We start from the raw sequence: 12,314 nt of genomic DNA on the forward strand, positions 1-12,314 counted from the left end.
TGTGGAAGGTAGGGTGATAGCATTGGTGCAAAAATAAAGGACATTACATATTGTATATGACTACTATGTAATGTCCTGATTATTCTTTTTGGATTATGAAAAGTTATCTCCTGTCTTACTATAAATTTCATAGGCGAAATAACCAAATAGATAGCCTATTCCAGATCCTAAACTAACTGGAAGCAGGGAGAAGTCCGGGAAAAACATACCGAAAATCAAAACGATTATACAGCCAACAAGCATTCCTATAGGTATTAAACTGTCTAATAAAATTTGAGCCTCATTTGATTTTTTCTTACCCAATTTGCCGTTCTTATATTTATGCTCTAATCTTTTTATTACAAATACTACAATTCCACCAACTATTAAAACAGGCGTGATTGCCGAAATGAACCACATGTTAGAAGCTCTTTTCGTTTTTAACTAAATTATACCATATATTAACATTTTTAATTTAAGCGGAGACAAGATCTTCTGCATTTCTTTTTCTTTTGTTCATAACTAAAGTTAATAGGAATAAAAGGAAGCTTAAAAATGCCATTATAATAAAAACTTGCGTATAACTATTAAAATAGTCACGAGCGATTCCTGCTAGGACAGGAATGAATCCGCCCATAATATATCCTCCTGACTGCATCATAGCAGTCCATGCACTCGCATCTTCTGAAGTTTTTGTTTCATATAGCGGCAGCATGAGAGCGAGTGGAAATACGCCGCCGAGCCCGATACCTAGTAGGATAGAAGGGAGCCATGGTGTAGTTAATGGGTAAATCATAAGCGATAAACCTCCGAGTACAAAGCATATGCTCCCTAATAACCAAAGTGTCCTGTTTTTATAAATATCCGCTAATGTTGGAATTAAAAAACTACATATCATTTGAATGACTGTAAAAACAGTTATAAGAGTACCCGCTTGCTCGCTACTTACACCCATACTTTGATTTGCCGGCGCAAGCCAAGTCGTAATAGAGTAAAATATTCCTGATTGTAATCCGAAAAAGATTGTAAATAACCATGCTTTTTTATTTTTTAAAGGTAAGCTATTATTCTTTTTATTTTGTGTACTCGTATTCTTTTTTCGTTTCATAACAGGATACCAAAATATAATGGCGATAATCGTAAGTACACCCCAAAAAGCGAGTGCCATATTCCAAGATCCTTTTAATACATGTTGTAAAGGAATCGTTAACCCTGCACTTAAAGAAGCCCCAGTTCCCATACCAACTGAATATATGCCAATCATTAAGCCGATTTTCGTAGGGAATTTTTCTTTAATAAAACCTGATAGTAACGGACCTGCAAGTGCAATTCCAATACCGATAAATAAAGCGCTCATGAATAATGTTGAAATGGAAAAGGTAAAAACCCTCATACATGTTGCCAAGCCAATTAAAATAAGACAAGCCATAATTGATTTTTCTGCCCCGTATTTCTTAATTACCTTCCCAGTCAGTAAGGCAAATGTCCCCATACAAAAAACAGGAATAGCTGTTAAAAAACTAACGGAGAAATTGCTTATGTGTAAGTCTTGTCGGATTGTTTCTAATAAAGGTGAAACAGATGTAATTCCGATACGTAAATTAATGGAAACAAAAAATAGTGCTAGTATATACAAATAAGTTCGTTCTTGATGTTTCAATTTTATTTTCTCCTCTCTTAAACATCAGATGTTATTGGGTATATCATCTGATGTTTGTGTGTAATAGATAAGGAGCTTATTTCAGCTCCAAATTTTGAATAGCGTATGTTCGTGCCTCTTCAGTATTTTGTTTTAAAATCGCTTGAAATAACTTTTCATGAATGTCAGAGTTATCTTCATAGTTCGCGGTATTTAATATGAATTGGCTTAAAATGTGACGAAGGGCAGGTACGAAAGATTGATACAAATCAAGTAGAACTTCGTTTTTACTCGCCTTTGCAATGGCTAGATGAAACTGAATGTCTGCATCTATGTATGCTACATAATTTCCTTCTTGAAGGGCATTTTTTCTTTTACTCAAATGTCCTTTTAAGTATAAAAGATCCTCGTCACTTCGGCGCTGTGCCGCTAACATTGCTACTTCCTTATCTAACATATTTCGTGCTTCATACACATGATGTATATTAGCTGCTTGCAGTCGTTTTTCAAATGAATCTTGCGTTGTATTGAGTGAGACAATACGAGTACCTTGTCCTTGTCGAACTTCTAATATGCCAGCATGTACTAATATCTTTATGCTTTCTCTCAGCGTTGAACGTCCTACCCCTAACTCTTCCATTAATTGCGGCTCTGTAGGAAGGCGATCGCCAACTTCATACTCGCCAGAAAAGATTTTCTCTTGTAGACGTTCTAGCACTTCATCGACTAATTTCCGCCGAGAAACTTTTGAAAAAGATTTCTTTTCGTTCATATTCATCTGCTCATCTCCTGTTATATTCGCTTTTATGATAACCAATTTAAGTTCAGTTGACAATGTTATTTTTTAGGTAGTTGAAGCCAGGATACTAAAATAGGGTTTATAAGACATAAAAAAATCTATTTTGAAAAAATCAATCAAAATAGATCCTTCAATTGCATTTAATAACTCGTCAAAAACACTTTCCCTTTCGTTTTTTCAGCAGACTGCACAACATCAACTGCTGCTTTCACATCCGCTAAGTCATACGTAGAATGTACCGTCATAAAACGTAATTGCTTATTTTCCACTAAGCGAATTAAGTGACGAAACGTTTCTTGCCATGTATATGATGACACTTCATTATTCCAATGTCGTAAATGAAATATGTTCGCGTGTACTTTTGCTTTCGTGACAATCTCTGCCCAGTTCACTTGTATTCCTGATAGAAGCCCGATCGTTAAAAAGTGCCCGTTTGGACGTAAGGAGAAAGCTAATGCATTTCCATCTGGTCCTCCGATAGAGTCAATCGCAGCATCTGCACCAATCCCGTTTGTTAATTCCATAACTGTTTCATAAAGAGGGGCAGTGGAAGTATCAATTACATGTGCAGCACCAAGGCGCAGTAATTCTTCTGTATGCTTATTATTTCGTGTAACAGCAATTAATCGGAAGTTTAAAATTTGTGATAACTGTGCAAATAGATGTCCAATAGCGGACCCACAAGCATTCACTAATAAAACGTCATTACTCTGTAAGTTTAACGTTTCTGTACAAGTAACCCACGCCGTAAGAGGATTAATATACATTTGCGCCGCTGTGAAATCATCAATGGAATCTGGAATTGGGACTACAAAATCAGCTGATGTCTTCACATACTCTTGCCAAGTACCTTCCCCGCGTAACGGTAAAACACGTTTACCGATAAGCTCTCTCGTAACGCCAGCACCTACATCTTCTACAATACCAACACCTTCATAGCCAGGTATGTTAGGTAACGGAATTCTATGAGCGTACGCTCCCGTAACGGGAATTAAGTCAGATGGATTAATCGGTCTAACTAACATACGGACTAAAACTTCATTCTCTTTTAATGGTTCTATATTTTTATATTCCACTTGTAATACATCTTTTGGGTTGCCGAACTTGTGAAATTGAATGTGTTTTCCGTGCAAGATAAATGTGCCCCCTTAGTTTGATTGGGTTTATTATAGCATTTTCAATTTAAATGATTATTTCATTAGCACTAAGTAAAAGGGACCAGAAAGTCGACGTTTATACTTTGAGGAGATTTTGATTGTGCAAACTTTTAAAATATACATTAATTATGTAGCATTGTATGGATTGCTGAATAATAATCTTACATAAACATCAATGCATTTCGATATACAATAATTCATATTTGTATTTGGTAATGAGGATGAAGAGGAATAAGTGACTTATCCCGCTATTTGTGGGAGTCGGGCTATATGTAAAAGCCTTCACTTTATCAAAATGTAAGTTGCATCTTGTATAATGTAATGGTGGAGGTCAGATATGAAAAAAATTAGTTTAAATATAGATTTGGATACAAATGTATTGGAAGTGGTATTTATTCCAAGAAGGTTTATTATTTTATGGATTACACTCGTATATATAGCTTCAATACTTTTAGAATTTCGTAATAATATTTTCTCTATGGATAGTTTTTTCTTTACAATAGTCATTGTTATTCATACTATTTTTCATTGGTATGCGAGTTCATTAAAAAATAGGCAATTGTTGTACTTCTTTTTTGTACAACTTTTCATTGTGTTTTTGGCTGCGTTTATTGCAACAAATGCTTCGATAGCGATTTTTGTTGGATTAACTCCTATTTTAATCGCTCAAAGTTTATATGTTTATAACAATATATTTAAAGTAATGGCAGTTTTTACTCTTATGTATGCAATATTTTGTGCTGCAATTAGTATCAATTATGGTGTGAATAAATTAGCTATTCTTATTTCTATGTTTCTTTTAGTGTTAGCAATTATTATTCCTTTTTCTTATATTAATAAGCAGCAATTTGATGCACGTAATCGTATACAGAGCTATATTCAAGAGTTAGAGTCTGCATATATGAGAGTGGAAGAATTGACATTAGCTAATGAAAGGCAGCGTATGGCAAGAGATTTACACGATACGTTAGCGCAAGGTTTAGCAAGCTTAATTATGCAATTGGAAGCGATAGATGCCCATATGCAAAAAGGGAATACAGGACGATCTCAAGAGATTATGAAACAAACTATGATAAGAGCGAGACAAACTTTACATGATGCAAGGTTGGTTATTGATGATTTGCGTCATACTACTAATTCATTTAATGGAGCAGTAAAAGAAGAGGTTCAACGTTTTTCTGAAGCTACGTCTATACATGTGAGATGTACTATCCAAAGTCCACCGTATATTTCAAGCGTAGTAAAAGAGCACTGCTTATATGTAATTAGTGAATGTTTAACAAATATCGCAAAACATTCACAGGCAGCAGATGTAAATTTAAATGTTGAATATATCGATGATCTTGAAAAACTTACTATTGAAGTTGAAGATAATGGAATTGGTTTTGACACTAGATATATCGGTAAGAATCCTGGACATTATGGTTTAATTGGTCTAAATGAGCGTGTTCGATTGATTAAGGGAGAAATACATATATTGAGTGAAAAGATGAAAGGTACGAAAGTGTATATTCAAGTGCCTATAAATAAAGAAGGAGATAGCCATGAAGCATAATGTATTAATTGTAGATGATCATTTCGTTGTAAGAGAAGGTCTGAAATTAATAATAGAAACGAGTGATTTATTTCAAATTATAGGTGAGGCTGCAAACGGAGAAGAAGCCATTTCTTTCATAGAAAAGAAGAAACCTGATGTCATTTTAATGGATTTGAATATGCCTAAAATGAGTGGTTTAGAAACAATTGAGGCTTTGAATGAAAAACAAAACCATACGCCGATTATTATATTAACTACTTATAATGAAGATGAATTAATGTTAAAGGGAATTGAGTTAGGGGCAAAAGGATATTTGCTAAAAGATACGGATCGAGAGAATTTGTTTCGAACATTGGAAGCGGCTATTCGAGGTGAGATTTTACTACAACCAAATATTATGGAAAAGATAGTGAAGTATAAAAGGAAAGAAGTACATGCTGATAAGGTTGTAGAAAATAACTTAACGGTTAAAGAATTGTTTGTGCTGAAAGCTATTGCGCGGGGATATAAGAATAAAGAAATTGCATTTGATATGGGAATAGCTGAGCGAACGGTAAAAGCATATTTAACAAATATATACAATAAATTAGGTGTTAATTCACGGTCAGAAGCAGTAGCTGTATCTATTGAAAGGAAGTTGATTCATTTTTAAAACATTATATATGCCCAATCGTACATGAAAGGCTTGCCCTTTTGTACGATTTTTTTATTTCTTTCTCATGTTATGCTTCAGAAAGTATGAGAGATTTAAGAACAATCTAATTGCATTACAATTATAGACGTTTCTAATGTAGGAAAGGAAGAAGAATAAGTAAATGGAAACTTTGCTTTTAATTCCTGTATTAATTTTCTTTATTTGGCTGCAAAGCAAACAAAGAAAATTAAACTGGATAGATATTATAGCTTTTCTCATGATGATAGGGATTATTACTTATATGGCGCCGCATCCAATGACTAGGGATTTACAAGCAGAGTTACTGGCAGTTACGCTTGTTTCTTTCGCTATTGGTGTTTGGCAAGGTGGGGGAATTACAGTCTGTTATGAGGATGAAATTTTATATATTACAAATGGAAAACAGTTTTCCATTTCATGGATTCTCTTAATAATTGGCAACATAATTATTATTAATATATTTGAAGATGGATTTACATTTAATGGACCGTGGTTTCTTTTGTGTAGTGTTGTCATTACATCTGGGGTGAAAACCAGTATTCTATGTGTTCTGTACAAATTAACAGTGCGAAATTGAATAGGAAATCAAAGCTGTTTTCTTTTATCCCAACATAAAACGTATTGCTGTAAGCTCATTAAAAGACTGTAGTTGATAAAAAAATGAGAAGGAAGTATTGGAAGAATGGGGGAGTTAACGTAGATGTTTCTACCTATTACTATATTTGATAGGTTTAGTTGGCTGGGGAATGTTGCTTTCTCTTCAGAAAAGACTAGCAGAAATCGAGCACTTTCGAGGGCAGAAGAAAGCAATGTTAATTTGTGTGAAAATAAATGTAGAGATTCAGTTAATAATATTCATCAAAAAATAAATGTGGATGCTTTGGAATATAGTAATAATCGTATATGGGGCCGTGCAGAACCTCATTCAACAATTATCATAACAAGTGGTGATATGTATGTTGGAAGCGGACGAGTTAATAAGTATGGAGAATTTAAAATATATACAAATGATTATCTGGAAGAGTATTTGGTACTAGAGATTCAGTTGATAATGGGTGGTTTTTATCAAGAGAGTATAATGGTAAATAAGATAGGATTATTTCTTTTTTCAGCTAAATAAAAAGGAAGCAACCGTAGTTGCTTCCTACATCAATTAAGCCGAAGCTCTCTTCATTCTCTCAAGTAAACTAGATAACACATGCGTACGATATGATTCTAGTTTTTTACCTTCATAAGTACGAATACCTAATTTTTTAAGTTCTTTTACATACCAACCTTTGCTTCCGAAATACATGTAATCGCTCCCCTTCAACTTTGTTTTTATTTGTTCTGATTGTACTTGGAGGTACAGGTAATATAATGAAGGAAATGAATTTCGCGCGAAAATGGTTAACTTTGTTGCAAAAGACATATATACTAAGGATAGTATATAACGAGGTGGGCAAGACGTGATTATAGAGAAGCACGAAATTCAAATTGACCAAATTACGAGCGGTAAAGTGAATATCTTTACTTTCTATAGAAATAGAAAGCAAGTTGATGATCATTTTTTACGATTGCAAGAATCATCGCTTACAGCAAACTACTTCTTCCATTTTCATTTTGATGCAGAGAGCTTACATCTACTGCAGGAAGAGTTTCCAAGCGTATATCCGTACAACGGTAGTGAAACGATTCACGACTGGACGGAAAAGATGAAAGCAGAATTGCAACATCAGATCCAAACAGGAAAATGGAATAAGCGCGTACGTATCGGTAATCGCATTCTAGATGTGGCGTTTACGTGGTGTGACGAAGATATAGTAGAGTAAAAAGAAGCGGATGACGCTTCTTTTTTTAGCGCTGGAATAAAACGAGCTTACCTGCAGAAGATGTGCAGCGATGTGTTTTTTCATACAATCCTTTTTCTTGTAAAATAGATTCACCTTTTGCTTTCGCTTCTTTTTCAGTTGCCGCCTCGAATGATTCGTCTAATGCTTTTGAACCATCTTTTTCAAAGACTGTTAGAACGTATACTCCCATGAAAATTCCCTCCAATAATAAAAATCAGAATCTTATAACTATTTTGGCATAAATCACTAGAATATGCAAAGAAATATATGACATTGCGTGTTACAATAAAGTGAAACTTTAATAAGCGGGGGAGTTTTTTCATCCCCTGCTTATTATTAGTTGAACCAATCGGGTATTTATGGGCAGTTAACTTTCAGATAAGCTTCTTTGTCTACTGCCCGTTAATACGGGGTAAAGTGAAACTTTAATAAGCGGGGGTGTCTATTCATTCCTACTTATTAAAGTTTTCAGCAATTTTAATATTGATAAAATGAAACTTTTGAAAGATAGAAAGGATCGTTATTTGTGAAACAAGTGAAGTTTATACATGCGGCTGATTTGCATTTGGATAGTCCGTTTAAAGGGATGGAGATGAATGTTGCGCAGTCTGTTTGGGAGAGAATGAAGCAGAGTACGTTTGAATCGTTCGAACGTATTGTTGATAAAGCGATTCAAGAGCGCGTTGATTTCGTATTACTAGCCGGGGATTTGTATGATGCGGAGACGAGAAGTTTGAGGGCGCAAGTGTTTGTGCGCGAGCAAATGAAGAGACTGTCGCAGTATGATATCCCTGTTTTTATTATTCACGGTAACCATGATCATTTAGGGGGAAGCTGGGCAGCAATTGAGTTTCCGGAAAATGTTCATGTGTTTACGGAGCCTTATGTAGAAGAGAAATCATTTTATAAAAATGGTGAGCTAGTAGCTTCTATTTACGGGTTTAGTTATTTACAGCAAGCGGTAACGGATAATATGACAGCGCAGTATACGAAAATGAGTGATGCGCCTTTTCATATTGGTATGCTTCACGGAAGTGTGGAAGGGGATGCAGTGCATAATCGCTATGCACCGTTTCAAATTCGTGAGCTAAAAGAAAAGCAGTTTGATTATTGGGCTCTGGGTCATATACATAAACGTGAAATTTTATCAGAAGGGCCGTGTATTATTTATCCAGGTAATATACAGGGGCGTCATCGTAAGGAAACGGGCGAAAAGGGTGCGTATCTTATTGAACTTACGAAACAAGGAACTCAATGTTCATTTTTCCATACGGCGGATGTTGTGTGGGATGAGATAGAAGTGAATATCGATGGACTTGAAACTGTCGATGAACTTATGACTGTGATATCAAGTGCGATGAATGAATGCCGAAGAGAAGAAGAAGGGACGCTTTTAACTGTCGTATTTACAGGGCAGGGACCACTTTCTCCTTATTTACGTGATGAAAAACGTGTAGAAGAGATTTTTCATATTTTAGCAGCTGGAGAAGAGAGAAAAGACTTCGTATATGCGATGAAGTGGAAAAATGAGACGGTTTCGTTTGCGGAAATCGAGCGTTTGAAAGAGGAAAATCATTTCGTCGGTAGTGTGCTGAAAGAGTTAGAAGCTTTCACCAATATGGACGGAGTATTGCGCAGTATTTGGACATCTCCTGTAGCACGTAATAGTATTGAATCTTTTACAGAAGAAGAGAAGAAAGAGATTCAAAAGGAAGCAGAAAATATTATTTTAGAGCAATTATTCCAGCAAGAGAGGGATAAAAAATGAGAATTGAAAAACTCCATATTTATGGGTACGGAAAATTAGAAAATGTGGAAATGGATCTTTCATTGCTGACTGTTTTATATGGTGAAAATGAAGCGGGGAAATCGACAATTCGCTCATTTATGAAAAGTATTTTATTCGGTTTTCCGACGAGAGGACAACGTCGTTATGAGCCGAAAGAAGGCGGCAAGTACGGCGGTGCGATGATTGTGCAAACAGAGAAGTATGGTCGTTTGAAAATTGAACGATTGCCAAAGACAGCAGCTGGCGAGGTGATCGTTTATTTTGAAGACGGGAAAACGGCCGGCGAGGAAATTTTACACGATATATTAAGCGGGATGAATGAAAGTTTATTTGAATCTGTCTTTTCATTTGATATGCACGGTCTTCAAAACATTCATCAGCTCGGCGAAGCGGATATCGGAAATTATTTATTTTCAGCAAGCGCAGTCGGAAGTGATGCGTTATTACAGCTAGATAAAAAGCTAGAAAAAGAAATGGATCAGCGCTTTAAGCCGAGTGGGCGTAAACCAGAAATTAACGTGTCACTGCAAGAAATGAAGAAGCTTGAAGAGAAGATGAAAGAGTGGCAAGGGAAAATTGGCACGTATGAAAAGCAAGTGGAGCAGTTAAAAGAAAGTGAAGAGAAACTTGCTACTGTTCGCTTGGAAAAAGAGAGTGCAGAAAAACGAAAGCAAGATTATGAAATATTAGCAGCGCTTGAACCTCTCGTTATTGAAAAGCGTGCGCACGAGAAAGTGTTAGAAAACGAGAGCGGGCAATTTCCTGTAAACGGAATGGCGCGTTATGAAGCGATTAAGGCGAAGATGGAGCCGCTTCAATTACAAGTGGATTCGCTTCATAAAAAAATTGAGAATGTGCAATTGGAAATGGAATCGATTCAAATAGATGAAGTGTTTTTGCAAAAAGAAAGTTATGTAGAAGAACTTCGTATGCAGCACATGTCTTATGAAAGTGCACGACAAGAAATGCGCGATATGACAGGAACGATTACGAATATAAAAGAAGAACTGGCAGAATTAGAGCAACAAATTGGTGCTACTTTTGAAAAAGAAACAGTTCTTTCGTTTGATATGAGTTTGGCAACGAAAGAGTTAATTACGCAAGCAGTGCAAAAGGCGCGCGAATTAGAAACGCAAAAAGCACAGCTCGATGATCGTTTTAAAGTAGCGCAGGATCAATTAGAGGAACAAGAAGAAAACATAAGACAAATTAAGCAACAAATGTTAGCGGATGAAGAGCGAAGTGCATTAGTTGAGAAAGAGAAGTCGTTCCAAGATGCGGCGTTTATCGGTATGGGCGCAGAGAGAATGAAGCGCAAGTATGAAGAAAAAGTAGGAGCAGCAGTGCAAAAGAAAAAGCAGTGGCAAAGAGTTTGTCTTCTGTTACTTCTTATTAACACAGTCGTTTTATTCACAAGCTTATTTATAGACAATCGCCCGCTCTTATTTATTAGTGTCATTATTTTTGTAGGGATTGTTCTTGCCCTTGTTTTATATAAAGATCCGTCAAGTGGATTACAAGAGGAGCTCCTTACTCTTCAGCAAAGTGCTGGCGGAAGACAAAGTGAAGAAGCGATGTCTGTGCGCTATGCGTTAGAAAAAGATGAAGAGATTCGTAAGCTATTTGAGCGCGAATCGTATAAGTTACAGCAAATGGAGCGAGCGTATGATAAAGTCGTTTCATCGTATGAGGAATGGGAACGAGAAACGTTCCGCATGAGCGAACAAGTAAATGTGTATAAAATGCGCTATACGTTCCCTGAGTTTTATACGTATGCACACATATTGCCGGCGTTTGAGCGTATGGAAAAAATGCAGCAATTATATCGTGATTTAGAGAAGAAAAGTGAGCGCAAATCTTCATTGTATGAAATGATTTCGCATTTTGAACATAAACTAGAAACTGTTATCGGTAGTGCAGAGTATAGTAAGCTGCACGAGGCGCAAATCCGTATGCAAAATGAGAAAGAAAAACGCCAAACTTGTAAGCAGCTAAAAGAGAAGCTCACGGAATGGCAAGAAGAGTATGAGTTTATGCAAGAGCAATTGAAACAACTGTTAGTAGAACGAGATAGTTTATGGCATATCGCACATTCTACAGATGAAGAGATGTTTTTAGAAGCGGGTAAACTAGCCGAAAAACGTGAAGATGCTGAGAAGCAAGTAGGGCGTTTATTACCGCAAATTGATCTATTAGAACAGCGTTTAACGAGTTTGTCATTAGCTGAACATTATGAGGCTGACGGTTATGATGAGAAATTAAAGCAAGAAATGACAGCCGCGCAAAACTGTCTTACAAAGGAAAAAGAACTGACAGAGCGCATTGCGAAGCATCGTATGGAAATTGCGAATTTAGAAGAAGGAAATACGTACGGTGATTTACTACATGAATGGGAAATGAAAAAAGCGCAAGTGCGTGAACAAGTGAAGAAGTGGGCTGCGTATGCGGCCGCAAAGACAGTGTTAACGAAAACGAAGCAATATTATCACGAAGTACATCTTCCTCGTATTTTACAAAAATCAGAAGAGTACTTTGTGTATTTAACAGGCGGACGATATAGTAAAATCTTTTCACCGTCAGAGGCAGAGCCGTTCATTGTCGAGCGTAACGATGGTATGCGTTTTTACAGTCATGAACTAAGCCAAGCGACAGCAGAGCAGTTATATCTATCGCTGAGATTTGCGTTAGCGAAAACATTTGAGCATGATTATCCTTTCATTATTGATGATAGTTTCGTGCATTTTGATGCGGTAAGGACGAATCGTACGATTGAACTCATAAAGGAAATTGCGAAAGATAGGCAAGTGATCTTCTTTACCTGTCATGCGCATTTACTAACGTATTTTACAGAAAAACAGATTATAAAATTAGTGCGTAAGCGTAAAGAAAATGAGTTGTAGTGTGCTATA

At 36.1% G+C, this 12,314-nt stretch carries 13 protein-coding genes; 7 read left to right on the top strand and 6 right to left on the bottom strand.

Annotation, left to right across the window (positions count from 1 at the left end):
- Positions 1 to 93 precede the first annotated feature (93 nt).
- The 4 genes from PDL00_RS18670 to PDL00_RS18685 all read right to left on the bottom strand — a co-directional run bounded on the left by PDL00_RS18670 (position 94) and on the right by PDL00_RS18685 (position 3,553).
- The gene (locus PDL00_RS18670) at positions 94 to 399 is read right to left on the bottom strand and encodes a hypothetical protein (protein WP_270730575.1); all 306 of its coding nucleotides are present in this window, start codon (positions 397 to 399) and stop codon (positions 94 to 96) included.
- Positions 400 to 454: 55 nt separating this feature from the next.
- Positions 455 to 1,639 carry an MFS transporter gene (locus tag PDL00_RS18675; RefSeq protein WP_270730577.1) on the bottom strand — a complete coding sequence of 395 codons (1,185 nt, stop codon included), beginning with the start codon at positions 1,637 to 1,639 and terminating at the stop codon, positions 455 to 457.
- 76 nt (positions 1,640 to 1,715) lie between these two features.
- A complete protein-coding gene (locus tag PDL00_RS18680) occupies positions 1,716 to 2,396 on the bottom strand; it encodes a FadR/GntR family transcriptional regulator (protein ID WP_088028904.1) in 681 nt (226 codons plus the stop codon).
- A 161-nt stretch (positions 2,397 to 2,557) separates the two neighbouring features.
- Positions 2,558 to 3,553: a zinc-dependent alcohol dehydrogenase family protein gene (locus tag PDL00_RS18685; protein ID WP_270730797.1), complete on the bottom strand. Its 996-nt coding sequence runs from the start codon at positions 3,551 to 3,553 to the stop codon at positions 2,558 to 2,560.
- 358 nt (positions 3,554 to 3,911) lie between these two features.
- Between PDL00_RS18685 and PDL00_RS18690 the strand changes: the two genes are divergently transcribed.
- From PDL00_RS18690 to PDL00_RS18705, 4 genes are all read left to right on the top strand, one after another.
- Entirely contained in the window at positions 3,912 to 5,129 is a 1,218-nt protein-coding gene (locus PDL00_RS18690) for a sensor histidine kinase (protein WP_151631422.1), read from the top strand.
- Entirely contained in the window at positions 5,119 to 5,763 is a 645-nt protein-coding gene (locus tag PDL00_RS18695; protein ID WP_242256363.1) for a response regulator, read from the top strand. Before PDL00_RS18690 ends, PDL00_RS18695 begins: the two co-directional genes overlap by 11 nt.
- A 163-nt stretch (positions 5,764 to 5,926) precedes the next feature.
- Positions 5,927 to 6,361: a hypothetical protein gene (locus tag PDL00_RS18700; protein WP_098871519.1), complete on the top strand. Its 435-nt coding sequence runs from the start codon at positions 5,927 to 5,929 to the stop codon at positions 6,359 to 6,361.
- 123 nt (positions 6,362 to 6,484) lie between these two features.
- Positions 6,485 to 6,904, top strand: a complete 420-nt coding sequence (locus PDL00_RS18705) for a hypothetical protein (RefSeq protein WP_242256365.1) — start codon at positions 6,485 to 6,487, stop codon at positions 6,902 to 6,904.
- A gap of 33 nt (positions 6,905 to 6,937) precedes the next feature.
- On the opposite strand, the gene PDL00_RS18710 is transcribed toward PDL00_RS18705, so the two are convergent.
- The gene (locus PDL00_RS18710) at positions 6,938 to 7,078 is read right to left on the bottom strand and encodes a YflJ family protein (RefSeq protein WP_000273537.1); all 141 of its coding nucleotides are present in this window, start codon (positions 7,076 to 7,078) and stop codon (positions 6,938 to 6,940) included.
- A 154-nt stretch (positions 7,079 to 7,232) separates the two neighbouring features.
- Between PDL00_RS18710 and PDL00_RS18715 the strand changes: the two genes are divergently transcribed.
- Positions 7,233 to 7,595: a hypothetical protein gene (locus PDL00_RS18715; RefSeq protein ID WP_270730582.1), complete on the top strand. Its 363-nt coding sequence runs from the start codon at positions 7,233 to 7,235 to the stop codon at positions 7,593 to 7,595.
- A 25-nt stretch (positions 7,596 to 7,620) separates the two neighbouring features.
- Here PDL00_RS18715 and PDL00_RS18720 read toward each other — a convergent pair whose 3' ends face one another.
- Entirely contained in the window at positions 7,621 to 7,806 is a 186-nt protein-coding gene (locus PDL00_RS18720) for a YhzD family protein (RefSeq protein WP_000539551.1), read from the bottom strand.
- Between the two features lie 336 nt (positions 7,807 to 8,142).
- On the opposite strand from PDL00_RS18720, the gene PDL00_RS18725 reads away from it, so the two are divergent.
- Together PDL00_RS18725 and PDL00_RS18730 are read left to right on the top strand one after the other, a co-directional pair.
- A complete protein-coding gene (locus tag PDL00_RS18725) occupies positions 8,143 to 9,384 on the top strand; it encodes a metallophosphoesterase family protein (protein ID WP_270730584.1) in 1,242 nt (413 codons plus the stop codon).
- Positions 9,381 to 12,305, top strand: coding sequence for an ATP-binding protein (locus tag PDL00_RS18730; protein ID WP_270730586.1), 2,925 nt, complete (start codon positions 9,381 to 9,383; stop codon positions 12,303 to 12,305). Before PDL00_RS18725 ends, PDL00_RS18730 begins: the two co-directional genes overlap by 4 nt.
- The last annotated feature ends 9 nt before the right edge of the window (positions 12,306 to 12,314 follow it).

This window comes from Bacillus cereus group sp. TH152-1LC (assembly GCF_027710505.1).
GTDB lineage: Bacteria > Bacillota > Bacilli > Bacillales > Bacillaceae_G > Bacillus_A > Bacillus_A mobilis.

Excerpts from the sequence above, each read along its gene's own strand:
- PDL00_RS18670 (WP_270730575.1), bottom strand. The coding sequence starts at position 399 with ATGTGGTTCATTTCGGCAATCACGCCTGTTTTAATAGTTGGTGGAATT.
- PDL00_RS18680 (WP_088028904.1), bottom strand. The coding sequence starts at position 2,396 with ATGAATATGAACGAAAAGAAATCTTTTTCAAAAGTTTCTCGGCGGAAA.
- PDL00_RS18690 (WP_151631422.1), top strand. The coding sequence starts at position 3,912 with ATGAAAAAAATTAGTTTAAATATAGATTTGGATACAAATGTATTGGAA.
- PDL00_RS18695 (WP_242256363.1), top strand. The coding sequence starts at position 5,119 with ATGAAGCATAATGTATTAATTGTAGATGATCATTTCGTTGTAAGAGAA.
- PDL00_RS18700 (WP_098871519.1), top strand. The coding sequence starts at position 5,927 with ATGGAAACTTTGCTTTTAATTCCTGTATTAATTTTCTTTATTTGGCTG.
- PDL00_RS18705 (WP_242256365.1), top strand. The coding sequence starts at position 6,485 with ATGTTTCTACCTATTACTATATTTGATAGGTTTAGTTGGCTGGGGAAT.
- PDL00_RS18710 (WP_000273537.1), bottom strand. The coding sequence starts at position 7,078 with ATGTATTTCGGAAGCAAAGGTTGGTATGTAAAAGAACTTAAAAAATTA.
- PDL00_RS18720 (WP_000539551.1), bottom strand. The coding sequence starts at position 7,806 with ATGGGAGTATACGTTCTAACAGTCTTTGAAAAAGATGGTTCAAAAGCA.
- PDL00_RS18730 (WP_270730586.1), top strand. The coding sequence starts at position 9,381 with ATGAGAATTGAAAAACTCCATATTTATGGGTACGGAAAATTAGAAAAT.